Here is a 15,066-nt window from a genome sequence, read left to right as displayed (position 1 = left end):
GGTCAAGAGGGGCTCACCCCCGCACGACATGTCGGCCAACGGTTTATGGCTTTCTTATAGGACTCTAAGCCGCTTCGGGGGGCGACAAAAGGAGCCCCTCGATGTCTGGGACGCGATTAAATGTCGACTATCTCGCGGTCGAGGCCGGCATCAGGCAGAGCGCGGCGCCTCCCAGCGCGAGCGCGCCGAGCAGCAGGAAGGCGATGGGGAAGCCGGCCAGCGCGGCGATGCCGCCGAAGATTGGCGGGCCGAGTACGATGCCGAGATAGGAGAACAGCAGCGCCCCGCTCGCCGCGAATCCGGCCTGCGAGGCCGGCACCGCCTGCATCAGGCTGGCGAGGAACACGCCGTTCCATCCGCTCGTCGTTCCGCCCAGCAGGAAGGCGACCAGCGCGATGACCCAGTCCGGCGTGTCCGGACCCAGCGCCCAGGCCATGACGCAGGCGGCGGCCATGCCGAGCCCGATGGCGCCGAGCGTGCCGCGCAGCCGCCCGATCCGGTCGGCGATGAAGCCCCAGCCGATGCGCCCGCACACCGCCGCCGCCTGGCTGATGCCGAGCATCATGCCGGCGGTGACGAGGTCGCGGCCGAGTTCGCGCATCACGAACACCACCAGCAGCGAGCCGACGACGAGCTGCAGCGCGCCATAGATCGTCGACGCGAAGGACATGGCCAGCAGCGCGCGGTGCCCCAGCATCAGCCGCAGCGGCGCCAGGAACCCCGCCCGCACCACCGGGCGCGGCTCGCGCCGCTCATGCCGCACGATGCCGAGCAGCCCTCCCGCCAGCAGCCCGGACAGCGTGACCGTCCCGCCGACGATGAAGAGCGCCGTCTCCAGATCGGACCGCACCACCAGCGCCGGCACGATCAGCCCGGCAAGCATGCCGCCGAGCGGCACCGCCGTCTGCCGCACCGACAGGAAGAGCGCGAGATTGGCGATCGGCTCGCCATTGGCGATCGCCTGCTGGCCGGCCGGGGTGAGCGGCCCGTAGCACAGCCCCATCAGAGCCGTCGCCAGCAGGACGAAGGCGAACGAGCCGAGGCCGAAGAGCGCCAGCGCGCAGCCCCCGGCCGCGATACAGGCGAAGCTCAGCCGCAGCGGCCCTATGCGCGGAATCACCGAAGCGGTGGACAGCGTGCCGATGGCGACGAAGACGTAGCTCGCCGCCACGTAGAGCCCGGCCGTTTCCGCGGGAAGGCCAAAGGCCGCGGTCACCTGCTCCGCCACCACCGGCGGCGTCAGCACCATCATCGACATCACGGTCTGCGGGTACATGGTGGCGAACAGCAGCGCCAGCGGGCCGTGACGGGACATTGACCTTCCGCAGAACCGGACGGCGCGGGCGGCCCGCACCGGAAACGCCGCTGGATCGTTCGACCGTCCGGCGACGCCTTGATTTATCGTTTTCCACCTAAGGCACGCCGCCTTCATGCTGTCAACTTGCTAGCCAGTCGCGTAACGACAGGTTAAGTCGGTATAACGTTTACCAAACAGGAGAAAGCGCGTGTCGGCTCCCTATGAGACCCTTCGGGTCGAGACCTTCGATCATGTCCAGTTGCTGACGCTGAACCGTCCCGCCGCGGGCAATGCCATCAGCCTCGCCATGGCGGAAGAGCTGAACCACTGGCTGTGGGAGCTGTATGTTGATGCCGGTGCCACGCGCTGCGTCGTCCTGACCGGGGCGGGCGAGCGCATCTTCTGCGGCGGCGGCGACATGAAGGAGCGAGCGACCATGGCTCCGCCCGCGGTGCGCCGCCAGCGCGCGCTGATGGAACGGCTGATCCGCCAGATCGCCGATTCCCCCGTCCCGATCCTCGCCGCCGTGAACGGCGCGGCGGTCGGCGCCGGCTGCGAGATCGTCGCCGCCGTCGACTTTGCCTATGCGAGCGAGGCGGCCCGCTTCTCGCTGCCCGAAGTCCGCCGCGGCATCTCGCCGGGCGCCGGCGCGACCCAGACCATTCCGCGCGCCTGCGGCATCCGCCGGGCCAAGGAGATGATCCTGACCGGCGCGATGTTCTCGGCCGGGGAAGCGCTCGACTGGGGACTTGTCAACAAGGTGGTGCCCGCCAGCGACCTTCTGAAGGAGACGCTGGCGGTCGCGCACAGCATCGCCTCCAACGCCCCGCTCGCCGTCCGCCAGGCCAAGCAGGCCCTCGACGTCGCCAGCGACACCGATTTCGCCACCGGCTTCCGCTTCGAACTGGTGGCGCACGCGCCGACCGCGCGCTCGCGCGACCGGCAGGAAGCCATCGCCGCCTTCGCCGAGAAGCGCGAGCCGGTCTTCCACGGCGAATGAGTCGGAGCCGGCGACGCGCCGGCTCAGTGATCGAAGACGGGCTTGCGGCGTTCGAGAAAGGCCGAGATGGCCTCCCTGTAGTCGGGCCCGTCGACGAGCCGCGCGGCGCTGACCTCATGCGCCGCGTCGCGCCCCTTCTCCCAGCCGATCCGGTCGATGAGGTTGGCGCTCTGCTTGATGGCGCGCACCGCCGTCGAACTCTTCGCGGCGATCAGTTCGGCGAGTTCCATCGCCTTCGGCAGCACCTCGGCTTCCGGCAGCACATGGTTCAGGAAGCCGACGTCGCGCAACTCCGCCGCGCTGAGGCGCCTTCCGGTCAGGATCATCTCGCGGATGAAGCTCACCGGCAGGTTGAGCCGGTTGAAATAGGATCCCGCCCCGCCGGTGAGGCTGCGGTCGACTTCCGGCATGGAGAAGAAGGCGGTATCGGCCGCGACGACAATGTCGCAGAAGCTGGCGAACACCATGCCGCCGCCGATGGCGGGCTTGGTGACGGCGGCGATGGTCGGACAGGAGAGATTGTAGAAGCGGTCGGTGATCCCCTCGACATAATCGTGCCGCGCCCGCCGCGTCTCGGCGGTGAAGGAAAGGAATTCCTTCAGGTCGCCGCCGCCCACCCAGGCGCGCGCGTCCGGCTTGCAGGCGAGGACGACGACGCGGATCGCCGGGGTCGCCTCGATATGGTCGATGACCCTGTCCAGGCTCTCATAAAGCTCGCGCGAGAGCGCATTGACCGGCGGGCGGTCGATGGTGAGAACAGCGACGCCGCCGTTCGTCACAAGGTGAAAGAACTCGAAGGCCGACTCCTCGGACATTGACTGCAGTTCCTCGCTCGCTGTGTTTCCCGGCGCTTCGCCACCCGCGCGCGAACCGCGCGGCGGGCAGGCGAGCCAGCCGTTACCCGCAGGCTACCATGCGAGATCGCGGTCGGTAAACGTTTCATTCATGCACCGCCGCATGATCTTAAGTAGCCGTCGTCACATACGAAACAGTCATAATACGTTTTAGCTTCTCGCGCGCGGGCGCCCTCCTTTCGGCCATCGAATCGACGCCGCGCGTTGCGCTACCCGGGACGCTCCCGCGCCGGAGACCGCAAGCGATGGCGCGCCGCGGCGGCAGTTTGGCGAGGAGGGTGCACGATGAGATCGCAATTGCGCCGAGCGCGCTTTTTCCCGGTAACTTGATGCCGCGCGCGAACGGCCGGCGGAGCTTCATCCAGGCTGATGGACCATCCAGTGGTCCATATATGCCCGCGGATGTGCTCGCCTTCGCCCGCTGGTGCGGCAAGGATCTGCCGAGCGAGGCGGAATGGGAGTACGCCGCCAGCGGCGGGCACGACGGGAGCCCGGGCGCGCGCGCCTGCGCCCACCCGGGCCGCCCCGGAAATCGCGTGTCTTTACCTTGAAAGGAAAGCTGCGCATTAATTGCCGACCTGCAGGCGTCGGAAACCGTTGAACATGATGACGGCCTTTTCATCACTGGCGGCGGCGTCATGTTCAAGGCTCCGGACACCGGCGTTCCCGACATCGGTCGCGGGGGTCCAGGGTCGCGCGGGTGCCGGCTTGGCGAACCTTCGACCCCACCGCGATGACCGACGATAACCGATGGAACCGCGAGGAGCCTTCCATGCGCGCCGTGATGCTGTGTCTTGTCCCTGTCCTTTTGGCCCTCGCTGCCGCGCTCGGCTTGCCTCGGCCGGCGGCGGCGGAGAACTATCTGTGCGATCAGCAATTCGCCCTGTGCACCTCGGCGCCCTGCATTCCGCAGCCGGGAAACCCCGATATCTCGATCTGCATGTGCGATGTGCAGGAGGGGCCGAACCTCGCCACCGTCGCCTGTGACACGGTGAAGCCGAGCACCGACGCGGAGGGCGTCCGCACCGTCTATTCCCAGTTCGCGCTGACCCAGTTCGAGCAGGGCAAGAAGGGGCTGCGCTGCGAAAGCGGCACGCCGTGGTCGCAGTGCCTCAACAAGATATGCACCGTCGATCCCGCCAATCCCGACAAGGCGATCTGCGCCTGCGACGTGGTGCGCACCGGCGAATGGCAGACCGCGGGCGGCGATTGCGGCGCGGCGAGTTGCAAGACCGCGTACTGGTCGGGCGCCCTCCTCGCCGATTCCAAGAACAATGCGGAATTCATGATGCAGCAGCTCAAGATCGCCAAATCGCCCGCCGAGGCGTGCCCCGCTCCCAAGCCATAATCGGATGGCGGCGTCATTCGACAGCGGCAATCACAGAGGAGCGGCACATGCGCAAGATCGCGCTTGAAGAGCATTTCACTACCCCTGAGCTCGGGAAATATGTGGCAAGACCGACGCAGAGCGACGCGCTGTTTGCCGATGTCGAACGCCGCCTGGCCGATTTCGACCAGTTGCGGCTCGAAATGATGGACCGGACCGGCATAGAGCTGATGGTGCTCTCGGTCACCACGCCGGGGGTGCAGGGCGTCAGCGATACGCAAGAGGCCATCCGCCTCGCCCGCGACGCCAATGATTTCCTTGCCCGCGAGGTGCAGAAGCGGCCGGATCGCTACGCCGGCTTCGCCCATCTCGCCATGCAGGACGCTGAGGCGGCGGCGACCGAACTTGAGCGCGCCGTCGGGCAACTCGGCTTCCGGGGAGCGCTCATCAACGGCCAGACCAACGGGCATTATCCTGGAAACACCCGCCTCGCCCTATCATGCCGCTGCAATTGACGGAGTTCAAATCGACACGGTGTCGCTCGATGTGCCTGATACCGGCGGGCGCCCACTTGTGATTGAGGGCACGGGTGGGCTGATGGTGCCGCTTAGTCGCAGCACGCTTTATATTGACATCTTTGCGCGATGGCAGCTGCCGATCGTGCTTTGTGCGCGCACTGAGCTGGGCACTATCAATCATTCGCTGCTGTCGATCGAGGCGTTGCGCAATCGTACGATCGAAATTCTCGGGATTGCATTCATTGGCGAAAGAAATTCTGAAAGTGAGAGCGCTATTTGCGAGATCGGGAGGGTCCGGTGGCTCGGTCGGTTGCCCCGGCTTTCTCCTCTCACGGCAAACTCGCTGCGAGCCGCGTTCAGTACCTCATTTCGCCGCGATGATTTCAATCTGTGATGTCAAAAAAGAAGTCACCGATCTGGCATCCATTCACGCAGCACGCGCTCCAGGACGAGATGACCAAAATTGTGCGCGGAGAGGGCGCGTATCTTTATACCGCGGATGGCCATCGTATCATCGATGCGATCGCATCCTGGTGGGTCGTGACCCACGGTCATTGCCATCCAAATATCGTCAGCGCCATCCAGAAACAGGCGGAACAGCTCAACCAGATTATTTTTGCCGGCCACACTCACGAACCGGCTGAAGAGGTTGCTGCTCTGCTTTTGAAACTTGTGCCCCGTGGTCTCGACTACGTGTTCTTCTCCGACAGCGGCTCGACTAGTGTGGAAGTAGCGCTAAAAATGGCACTCGGCTACTGGCATAACATGGCCAAGCCACGAACGCGCATTGTGGTGATGCAGCACTCCTATCACGGCGACACGGTGGGGACGATGTCGGTTGGGGCGCGAGGCGTCTTCAACGCGGCGTACGAGCCACTGCTGTTCGATGTTACTTCAGTCCCGTTTCCGACAGGCGGGCATGAGCAGGCGGCGCTCGATGCGCTCGAAATTGCATGCCGGACTGAAAATCCGGCAGCCTTTATTGTAGAGCCATTGATCTTGGGTGCGGGCGGGATGCTGATGTATCCTGCTTGGGTGCTAAAAGAAATGAAGCGGATCTGTGAGGCCTCTGACGTTCTATTCATCGCCGACGAGGTCATGACCGGTTGGGGCCGCACGGGAACATTATTCGCTTGCGAGCAGGCGGATGTGTCGCCGGATATCGCCTGCTATTCCAAAGGTCTCACGGGCGGGTCGCTTCCGCTCGCAGTAACGCTCTGCCGCGCCGACATTTTCGACGCGCACTATTCGAAAGATCGTACGCGCACGTTCTTTCACTCGAGTTCGTATACGGCGAATCCAGTGGCGAGTGCCGCCGCAAAGGCGAACCTAGATCTTTGGCAAAATCAGGAATCTAGCGAGCGGGTAGCTTCCGTTGTCGCGATGCAGGAACAGGGAATTGGGCCATTCCGCGCCGACGCGCGTTTCAAAAACGTCCGGCGGACCGGCACGATTACGGCACTTGATCTAAAAGTGCGCGATGGAGGGTACCTCGCCGGCATCGGTCCGAAGCTTCAGGCCTTCTTTAACAGTCGAAACCTTTTGCTGCGTCCACTTGGCAACACAATCTATGTCATGCCGCCTTATTGCGTCACGGCGGCAGACCTCGAGGAAATATACGCCGCCATCAGCGATGCGGCTGACACGCTGGCTTGAAAGAGAATTGGGGGAGTTAATTCGTCGCAACGCAGCTGCCACGTTTTTTGCGGCGAGCTCAGTCATCGCCGATGGACGCTGAGCAACTTGCTTCATAGTGAATCTGCTGCTTCGATGAGTTCAAGTTCGTTCAATCGTCTCATAAACGAATATGAAACCGAGGACACGGAGGAGAGAGCATGAGTTCAGAGGTTCCAAAAAAACGCTGATCCCGCCGGACATCTTGGCAAGAAAGGGCGAGATGTCGGTCGTCTGTTTAAATGCCTATCGCCCGAAACAGCAATTTGAGATGGTTGCGTGTCCCCGCGCTAGCCAGCCTCACCCCGCCGTTCTAGTGGTCGGCATCAGCTTGGGGGGTAATCGATACTGGCGGCAGGGTCTGGTTTTGGCTGGTCTTTTTTCGTACGGGACCGCGAGATCAAGCAACCGCCTCTTGATAAATGGATCGGCTCGGCTTGCGAGGTCGCGGGGCAAATTGGCTCGTTGTTTGTTAAATTGGCTCGTTTGTTTGTTAAATTCGTCTTCCAGGATGGATCACCAAATAATCCGGTGGGTCATTGTCCCAAGTTAGTTTTGATCGGCGCAGTCAGGCGCACAAAATCACGGGTCTCCTCGGGCGGCTCTCAAAGGAAACGTTCGGGAGAATACAATGCGCGTCAATCACCCTCTAGGAATATATTCCATAATCTATGTTATGCGAATAATATCAATATCTTACCAGAAGACTGGACGAAGATAAAATCCGCAAGGGTGTCGTACCCTTGCGGCTAAATTCCTTTAAACGGCTGGGCAATAACGCGTCGAGCTCTGTCTCGCGCCCCGCCAGGAGCGACGAAGTCGGTGCAATGGCTTCAGCCTGAGTATTCACCTTGGAGGCCGCAAAAGTGCTCGAGTTGGGTTCGGCTCGTTCTCGGTGTGAATCGGCGCCGAACCTTGACCCCGCGTATTGCCTCACCTGAGAATGTTACTTTCGCTTGACGGATATAGTTCCGACTGTCGGCCGGTCCGAGGTTGCGTCATTGCTCGCAGGATCGGAGGGACTGGGGGCGTCGCGGAGTGCCCATCACACGCAGCGCCGCCCCCAGTCCCGGGATCACCAATGGCGGCCGGTGCCGTACCCCCCGCCATGCGAGGGACGATCACCTCGGCTGCATTTCGTCTGAGCGATCGCAACAAGCGCTGCACGATGGTGTGCTGCGGCGGCCCAAACTTTTCGGGGGAATGTTCGGCGAGGCGACCGAGGATTGCCAGCGCGGTCAGACGAGGCTCGGCCGCCAGCCAGCGCTCGATGTCAGCGCGGTGCGGATCGAGAATCGATGGCATTCTGACACGCTTTTTATATGGCTTGTGCATGCGCCGATGGATGATGCGCTGCTCCCCCAGATGCACATCATTGCCAAGCCTCTTCGCGAACGCTGCTGCGTTCGTTGTCGGTGCCGGTAGGCTGGCTACTGCCGCGAGCTTACTCGCGCGGGCGCCGACGCGCGTGCCAGGCTCCGCCTGAGCGTCCCTCATCTCAGCCAGCAGAGCCACAGGATCGAGCGTGCGATAAATCTCTCGAAGACGCCGCTTGACGGCCCTGCTCAATTTCGGGTGCGCTAGTGCGCGCTCATAGGGCGTGGCCGGAACATGATAACGCTTGATCACTTTTGCGCCTTCGCGTCGCTTGTACTTTAGCTTAAAGGACGGCTGGAAGAAGTTGGTGTGCAGCCGAGATGCAGCATACAAACGTTCCAGCACACGCGTCGTCTCGCCGCCATCGAAGCGACCGTATCCCACAAGCCGTCGGACGACCGCGCCGTTCTTCTGCTCGACGAAAGCTTGATCATTCTTCTTATAGGCGCGCGAACGCGTCACCTCGATTTTTTGCGCGCGACACCAGGGCACGACGACATCGTTCATGAACGCGCTGTCATCCTTGATAGGAGCGCCATAGGTCGGGCTTCGCTGCCGCCGGGCCTCCGGCGAAATTCCGACATGACTGGCCAGCGCCCGAACCGCATGCTTGCGATGCCAGCCCGTCACCGCGCAAAGTTCGTCGAGAATGCGCCCCTTATCCATCCGCCCCGCTGATCGATAGCGGTCCACCACCGCCGCCGTGATCTCGCGCCGCGTACCCATGCTGATTCCATCCTGCCATCGGCGATACCGATCCGATTCGGTATCGCCGCCCCACTCCTGACGATCAGTTCTCCGGTAACATTATTGATGAGGCAATGCGCCCCGCTGATATGAAGTAAATCAGGACGTTACAGCGCAGATCGGCGTCCAGACCCCGCGCCGATTTACAATCTCTACGACGCATGGCGCCTGCTGCACGTCGACGGGCTGGATTGGAAACAGGTCAAGCTCGCTACGCTCGCGATCGGGGCGGCCACGCGGGACCTGAACTGGCGGACGGCCTCGCTGGATGGATATAGCTACGACACCAACGAGCTCCGCGGAAAATTGCTGACCGTCGTGAAAAGCGACATGTTCGACAAGGACGGCAGCCCGGAAGCCTGGTGCGAGCGCGTGCTGGCCGAATGCCAAGAACGACTGGCACCCTTGTTCGAACATGATAGCGGCGAGAACCTCGGCGACCCGCTCAGCTTGGGTGCCCAGAGTTGTGCAACGTATTCAGGGGCCCTAAAGGTGAGGCAACCTGGACGCCTGAAGAGGCAGGCGCCCTATCAGTGACGGCTGGGGGAGACCCCCAGCCACCCTGATGGGCCTCCATAATGGCTGCGACCTGGCTGTAAGTCGAAACCAGATACGGAACGAGATAGGTCAGGCCCATCTGTACCAGAACCGATGAGCTCAAAGTCTGTGTGAGAAATACGTCATAGTGGTTGATAAGGTTGAGAACCGTTCCCACCACCAGCGAAACGAAGATTGCCCGCCTGACAGTCGGGCGCCTTCGCGAATGAGTTAGAGCCATTTTAATTGCCGTATCCCCCGTTTATTGCCCGCCGGTCGGGCTAGCAGGTAAAGACGTCACGAGCCGAGCGGATTTCGCTTCCACCAAGGCTTTTCGGTTGGCATTTGGACACTGCTGCCGGAGGGGCAAGTCGAGGCACCTTCACCGACTTCACATCTCTTATAAAAATCTATACAACTCTCTATGAGTATTGTACATTGATGTCGACACGGGTGATCGGCGGATCATTCGGGCGTTGCGCTGCTGGGGCGGCCCTGTCTGGAGAGCTAAAGTCAGGGCCGGCCGAGTCTGGGGGAGGACAGGATTGCATGCCAGGCCCACTTGAAGGCGTACGAGTCATAGACCTGACGACGGTGATCTCGGGTCCGATGGCGACAATGATTCTCGCTGATCAGGGAGCCACGGTCATCAAAGTTGAGCGGCCGGAGGGCGACTACACCCGACAACTCTCAACAAGGCGCGGCGGGCTTTCAGCGTCCTATCTGAACAACAACCGCGGCAAGAAATCGGTTGTGATTGATCTAAAGGACCCATCTGGCCTGAACGCAGTAAAGCAACTTGTGGCAGATGCGGACGTCTTCGTTCAAAATTTTAGGCCCGGCGTCGCGGAGCGGCTGGGTCTCGGTTCCAACGCCCTCTGTTCCTCCAATCCTCGCCTTATCTACACATCGATTGTTGGATTTGGCTTCGAAGGCCCACTCGCCGACAAACCCACATACGATCCCCTGGTCCAGGCGGTCTCGTCCTTGGCAACAGTGCAGGCCGGTTCTGACGAAGACCGCCCGAGGCTGATCCGCACAATCTTGCCGGACAAGCTGACCGCAATTCAAACTAGTCAGGCTATTGTCGCGGCCCTCTTAGCACGCGAGCGTTCAGGCGTCGGACAAGAGATCAGACTTTCAATGTTGGATACCGTTGTCGCCTTCCTCTGGGGGTCTGACATGAACGGGCATACCTTTGTAAACGACGAGCTGCATCGCGAAGAGGCGCAGTCCTTTTTGGATCTCATTTATGGCGCTGCGGATGGCTTTCTGAGCATCTCTGTGATGCAAGACAAAGACTGGGAAGGCTTGGCGAGAGCGACTGGCCGCCCAGACATATTGTTGGATCCGCGATTCGCGGATGCCGAGCTTCGAGAGGTCAACCGGGAAGCCAGGCTGACACTTACACAATCCATCGTGGCCGGATTCAAAAGGGACGAGCTTCTCGCGCGTCTCGAGGCTGCGGGGGTACCTTGTGCACCAGCGTTGACGCGAACCGAGATGCGGCATCACCCCCAGATCGCGGCCAACAAAACACTCATCGAATATGATCATCCCGTCGCCGGCCGCTTAAGACAAGCGCGGACGCCAGCCCAGTTTCTTGGTACGCCGACATCTCTACCATCACCGGCGCCGGCGCTCGGTGAGCACACCGCTTTGATTCTCGGCGATACCAAGGCTTGTGAGCCTGCGAAATGATAGATTTCTATTACGCTCCGACACCAAACGGCTGGAAAGTCGCGATCATGCTTGAGGAGTGCGGCCTCGATTACCGAACCGTGCTTCTGAGCCTGCCTACTAACGGGGATCAGTTTGCCGAGAGCTTTCTGGCAATCAGTCCGAATGCAAGGATTCCAGCGATTGTTGACCATAGCACAGGCATTCAGCCTGTGACCGTGTTCGAAAGCGGCGCCATCCTCCTCTATCTCTTCGAGGCGACAGGTCTTTTTGGGGGGGAGCCCTCATTGCGCAGCAAGGAGCGTAATGAGTGGCTATTTTGGCAATCGGCCAATCTCGGACCAATGGCAGGACAGCTGAGCCACTTTGTGAATTACGCGCCCGAGCGCTTCGATTACGCGCTAAATCGATATCGTGGAGAGTACGAACGCTGCATCCGCGTCCTCGAGACGCGTCTGTCGAGGGGAGACTACATCCTCGGAGAGTATTCAATTGCCGACATGATGACATTTCCGTGGATCTTTATAGCGAAGAGCTTAGGGATCGATTTGGCTGCGTTTCCGGCAGTGGCTGCTTGGCGGACCAAGATCAAGAGTCGGCCAGCGGTCAGACGGGCGGTCGATCTTCTCAAGGAGGCCCAGTTTACCAAAACGGTAAACGCGAGCACTCATCCCCACCTCTTTAACCAAACTGCACAGCACCTCGCGCCAAGATCGACCGGCCGCCAATGAGAATGACAGATGCTGGTGAAGCACGGTGGGTCACCAGTGGCGCGGGTAGGAGATGTCTCGCGTCAGCCATGACACTCTGGAGAAGAACTATCACCTAGGCAGGACTTCTCCGGAGGCGGAAAGCACAATGAGAGTTGCGGCTATTCAGGCGGCGCCGGTGTTTCTCGACTCGGCTGCGACGACGGACAGAGCCTTGGAGTTTTTGCGTCAGGCTGCAAGTGGCGGTGCGGAGCTGATCGCCTTTCCAGAGGTGTTCATTGCCGGATACCCTTCCTGGCTACGGGTTCCGTCGATCGCTGCGAACGACGCGCTGCTGAAGGTCGGCCACATCGCCTATCTGCGCAGCGCCATTGCTGCCAACGGACCTGAACTGGCGGCGATCTGGAGCGAGTCCGCAAAGCTCGGCGTGTTTGTATACGTCGGTTTCCTTGAACGGACGGCCTCTGGTGGCTCGGTCTACGCCTCGCTCGCTGCTATCCACCCCGACAAGGGAATTGTCGGGGTGCATCGCAAGCTCAAACCCACATTCCACGAGCGTTTGATCTGGAGCGACGGCGACGGTCGTGGGCTTGAGGTTCACGACTTCAAGGGACTAAGGGCTGGCGCTCTAAACTGTTACGAGAACTGGTTGCCGCTTGCGCGCCAAGCCTTGTACGCCCAGGGCGAGCAACTGCACGTCGCTGTCTGGCCCGGAGACCTAGTCGTGACCGAAAACATCTCACAGTTCATCGCAATGGAGGGCCGAGTCTATGTGATCTCGGCCTCTGGCTTGCTGCGCGCTACCGACATACCTGACGCGTTTCCACTCAGAGAACATATCGTCACAGATAGACGCGTAATAAACGACGGCGGCTCAATGATTGTTGCACCTGGCGGCTTGATAATCGCGGGACCCGTTATCGGTGAGGAGAAGATTTTGTATGCGGACATCGATGTGGAAATCGTCATGGGCGAACACCTCAAACTCGATCCTGCCGGTCACTACAGCCGAGACGACGTCCTTCGTCTGAAAGTCAACCGTGATCGATATAATCCAAGCGATTAGCGCGAGTGGTTTATGGGTCGATCGGCAAAGCTCGTAGCGCTTAGCAGCGTGCGCCATTGGTGGGGCTTATCTCCAAGCGTGATCTTCCCAGGCAAGTAAGTGACGAAGCGACACCAAAGAAGGCGATGTCCATCGGTTGCAAGAAGGCAGCCATAGAGAGACCAGGTCATGCCCAAATTGAAGCTGACTTACTTTGACTTTCACGGCGGGCGCGGTGAGCCTGCAAGACTGGCGCTCTCAGTTGGAGGGATCGCGTTCGAAGATGACCGCGTGTCCTTTGCCGACTGGGAGCGGCGGAAGGCAGATACGCCCTTTGGCTCTCTGCCTGTTCTCGAAGTAGACGGACAGACCTTGGCGCAGTCAAATGCCATCAATAGATATGTGGGCAGGCTCGTCGATCTCTACCCTTCAGACCTTTGGGCAGCGGCGCTAGAGCTATCGCTGAAAGTTGGTGACGGCGGGAATCGGGAAGGCGGCATATCGTGGGGGTGCTTGACGCCTCCACTTCTCCACCGAAGGAGCGATATGCCGTGTCCAAAGATAACATCATCAAGCTGATTCAGCCAGGAAACGTCGACGATCAACTCACCGAAATCTTGCGCAATGGGGCGCGTGCTCTGTTGGCCCAGGCGGTCGAGGCCGAGGTCGCGGACTTTCTCGGCAAGCATGCCGATTTGAAGACCGCGGACGGCCACCAGCGCGTCGTGCGCCACGGTCACCTGCCGGAACGCGAGGTGATGACCGGTATTGGTCCGGTCGCCGTCCGCCAGCCGCGTGTACGCGATCGCGAGGCGGACGCCGCCGATCCCGACCGCATCCGGTTCTCTCCGTCGACCTGCCGCCCTACATGCGCCGGTCGAAGTCGATCGAGACGCTGCTGCCGATCCTTTACCTGAAGGGTATCTCGACCGGCGACTTCTCCGAGGCGCTGGCGGCGCTGCTCGGCAAGGATGCTGTCGGGTTGTCAGCATCCGCCATCGGCCGCCTGAAGGACGGCTGGCTCGACGAGCACACCGCGTGGCAGAAGCGCGATCTGTCGGTGAAGCGCTACGTCTACATCTGGGCCGATGGCATCCATCTCCAGGCGCGCCTCGAAGACGAAAAGCAGTGCATCCTGGTGCTGATCGGCGCGACGCCGGAAGGCCGCAAGGAACTGGTCGGCTTCACCGATGGTGCCCGCGAGAGCGCGCAGGACTGGCGCGATCTGCTGCTCGACCTGAAGCGGCGCGGGCTCGACGTGCCGCCGCAGCTCGCCATCGCCGATGGCGCGCTCGGGTTCTGGAAGGCCGCCGGTGAGGTCTGGCCGAAAACGCGCGAGCAGCGCTGTTGGGTGCACAAGACCGCGAACGTGCTCGCCAAGTTGCCGAAGAGCCAGCAGCCGAAGGCCAAACGCGCACTGCAGGAGATCTGGATGGCCGAAACCAAGGCCGCCGCCGAGCTGGCGTTCGACGCCTTCATCGAGAGCTACACGCCCAAATACGAGAAGGCGGCCGACTGCCTGAGCAAGGACCGGGACACGCTACTGGCGTTCTACGACTTCCCGGCCGAGCACTGGAAACACCTGCGGACGACCAATCCCATTGAAAGCACCTTCGCTACCGTGCGCCACCGCACGATCCGATCGAAGGGGTGCCTGTCCAACAGGACGGCGCTCGCGATGGTCTTCAAACTGCTCGAGGCCGCGCAGAAAAGCTGGCGTCGTCTCGATGGCCACAACCAGTTGCCAAAACTCGTTCTCGGTGTGACATTCAACGACGGGATCGAGGTCATCGCCAAACCGAATGACCGCCAGCCCATAACCGCCGCCGCCTGACCGGTCAGGCCGTCACCAAAAATTGGCGATAGCTCCGGCGCTATGCGATGAAGCGATGGGTGCGGTGGAGGATATTACCAGTCAAATCGCAGCGACCGTATTGCTCCCGGAGAACGAAAAGAAGACGCGGCGAAAGGCGCTTGTTGACGGCCCAATCCCGTTCTACCTCACCCGACTTGGACAACGGCTCGAGGCGCATGGCGGACGCTATTTCGCTGGAGACCGGTTGTCGGTCGCGGATCTGAAGGTGCTAATGTTGATTCGGCAACTTACATCTGGAGTCCTGGATCATGTTCCAATGGATCTTACGGAGCGCATGGCGCCGGCGCTCGTCGAGCATAGCGAGCGGGTCATGAACGATGCGCGTGTAAAGGCCTACTATGCCGAGCACTGGATCGCCGGATTGACGGCGGTGCCGTCGCGGAGTTGGTAGGAATTGAGGTTGGCGTAGTCTCCGGGGTGATCA

Annotated in this window: 14 protein-coding genes and 3 pseudogenes; 13 read left to right on the top strand and 4 right to left on the bottom strand. The window is 61.3% G+C overall.

Features of this window, described 5'->3' with window-relative positions:
- Window positions 1–127: 127 nt before the first annotated feature.
- Window positions 128–1,315, bottom strand: coding sequence for an MFS transporter (locus tag KHC23_RS13850; protein WP_213373261.1), 1,188 nt, complete (start codon window positions 1,313–1,315; stop codon window positions 128–130).
- A 190-nt stretch (window positions 1,316–1,505) separates the two neighbouring features.
- Here KHC23_RS13850 and KHC23_RS13845 point away from each other — a divergent pair, with 190 nt between their 5' ends.
- Window positions 1,506–2,297 carry an enoyl-CoA hydratase-related protein gene (locus KHC23_RS13845; protein WP_213373260.1) on the top strand — a complete coding sequence of 264 codons (792 nt, stop codon included), beginning with the start codon at window positions 1,506–1,508 and terminating at the stop codon, window positions 2,295–2,297.
- Window positions 2,298–2,320: 23 nt separating this feature from the next.
- Here the strand turns inward: KHC23_RS13845 and KHC23_RS13840 are convergent, their stop codons facing one another.
- Window positions 2,321–3,112: an enoyl-CoA hydratase/isomerase family protein gene (locus KHC23_RS13840; protein WP_213373259.1), complete on the bottom strand. Its 792-nt coding sequence runs from the start codon at window positions 3,110–3,112 to the stop codon at window positions 2,321–2,323.
- 405 nt (window positions 3,113–3,517) lie between these two features.
- Between KHC23_RS13840 and KHC23_RS24410 the strand changes: the two are divergent.
- From KHC23_RS24410 to KHC23_RS13820, 5 genes and pseudogenes are all read left to right on the top strand, one after another.
- Window positions 3,518–3,642 (top strand): annotated as a pseudogene (locus KHC23_RS24410) (SUMF1/EgtB/PvdO family nonheme iron enzyme); the annotation flags it as partial.
- A 281-nt stretch (window positions 3,643–3,923) separates the two neighbouring features.
- The gene (locus KHC23_RS13830) at window positions 3,924–4,499 is read left to right on the top strand and encodes a hypothetical protein (RefSeq protein ID WP_213373258.1); all 576 of its coding nucleotides are present in this window, start codon (window positions 3,924–3,926) and stop codon (window positions 4,497–4,499) included.
- Window positions 4,500–4,546: 47 nt separating this feature from the next.
- Complete coding sequence (locus tag KHC23_RS24405) at window positions 4,547–4,993, top strand: amidohydrolase family protein (protein WP_246544602.1); 447 nt, start codon at window positions 4,547–4,549, stop codon at window positions 4,991–4,993.
- Window positions 4,953–5,390: pseudogene (bioD, locus tag KHC23_RS13825) on the top strand (ATP-dependent dethiobiotin synthetase BioD); the annotation flags it as partial. The gene KHC23_RS24405 and the pseudogene bioD, both read left to right, overlap by 41 nt.
- On the top strand, window positions 5,390–6,652 hold the full coding sequence (locus KHC23_RS13820) for an adenosylmethionine--8-amino-7-oxononanoate transaminase (protein ID WP_246544601.1): 1,263 nt from the start codon (window positions 5,390–5,392) through the stop codon (window positions 6,650–6,652). The pseudogene bioD and the gene KHC23_RS13820, both read left to right, overlap by 1 nt.
- Before the next feature lie 951 nt (window positions 6,653–7,603).
- On the opposite strand, the gene KHC23_RS13815 is transcribed toward KHC23_RS13820, so the two are convergent.
- Entirely contained in the window at window positions 7,604–8,773 is a 1,170-nt protein-coding gene (locus KHC23_RS13815) for a hypothetical protein (RefSeq protein ID WP_015822499.1), read from the bottom strand.
- Window positions 8,774–9,124: 351 nt separating this feature from the next.
- On the opposite strand from KHC23_RS13815, the gene KHC23_RS13810 reads away from it, so the two are divergent.
- Window positions 9,125–9,331, top strand: coding sequence for a hypothetical protein (locus tag KHC23_RS13810; RefSeq protein ID WP_046847893.1), 207 nt, complete (start codon window positions 9,125–9,127; stop codon window positions 9,329–9,331).
- Here the strand turns inward: KHC23_RS13810 and nrtS are convergent.
- The gene (gene nrtS / locus KHC23_RS13805; protein ID WP_173390158.1) at window positions 9,240–9,572 is read right to left on the bottom strand and encodes a nitrate/nitrite transporter NrtS; all 333 of its coding nucleotides are present in this window, start codon (window positions 9,570–9,572) and stop codon (window positions 9,240–9,242) included. The genes KHC23_RS13810 and nrtS overlap by 92 nt on opposite strands.
- 308 nt (window positions 9,573–9,880) lie before the next feature.
- On the opposite strand from nrtS, the gene KHC23_RS13800 reads away from it, so the two are divergent.
- The 6 genes and pseudogenes from KHC23_RS13800 to KHC23_RS13775 all read left to right on the top strand — a co-directional run bounded on the left by KHC23_RS13800 (window position 9,881) and on the right by KHC23_RS13775 (window position 15,033).
- Window positions 9,881–11,032, top strand: a complete 1,152-nt coding sequence (locus KHC23_RS13800; protein WP_015822497.1) for a CaiB/BaiF CoA transferase family protein — start codon at window positions 9,881–9,883, stop codon at window positions 11,030–11,032.
- Window positions 11,029–11,742, top strand: coding sequence for a glutathione S-transferase N-terminal domain-containing protein (locus KHC23_RS13795; RefSeq protein ID WP_015822496.1), 714 nt, complete (start codon window positions 11,029–11,031; stop codon window positions 11,740–11,742). The genes KHC23_RS13800 and KHC23_RS13795 overlap by 4 nt, the downstream gene beginning before the upstream one ends.
- A 127-nt stretch (window positions 11,743–11,869) precedes the next feature.
- The gene (locus tag KHC23_RS13790; protein WP_015822495.1) at window positions 11,870–12,787 is read left to right on the top strand and encodes a carbon-nitrogen hydrolase family protein; all 918 of its coding nucleotides are present in this window, start codon (window positions 11,870–11,872) and stop codon (window positions 12,785–12,787) included.
- A 168-nt stretch (window positions 12,788–12,955) separates the two neighbouring features.
- Window positions 12,956–13,345 (top strand): glutathione S-transferase N-terminal domain-containing protein, encoded by a 390-nt coding sequence (locus KHC23_RS13785; protein WP_080579882.1) that lies wholly within the window; start codon window positions 12,956–12,958, stop codon window positions 13,343–13,345.
- Window positions 13,318–14,600, top strand: a pseudogene (locus tag KHC23_RS13780) (IS256-like element ISMdi13 family transposase). Before KHC23_RS13785 ends, KHC23_RS13780 begins: the two are co-directional and overlap by 28 nt.
- Before the next feature lie 55 nt (window positions 14,601–14,655).
- Window positions 14,656–15,033, top strand: a complete 378-nt coding sequence (locus tag KHC23_RS13775; protein ID WP_050983372.1) for a glutathione S-transferase C-terminal domain-containing protein — start codon at window positions 14,656–14,658, stop codon at window positions 15,031–15,033.
- The last annotated feature ends 33 nt before the right edge of the window (window positions 15,034–15,066 follow it).

It is taken from the genome of Ancylobacter dichloromethanicus (assembly GCF_018390645.1).
In the GTDB taxonomy this organism is placed as follows: domain Bacteria; phylum Pseudomonadota; class Alphaproteobacteria; order Rhizobiales; family Xanthobacteraceae; genus Ancylobacter; species Ancylobacter dichloromethanicus.
Note: the sequence above shows the minus strand (reverse complement) of the source record. Positions and strands in the feature narration are given on the sequence as shown.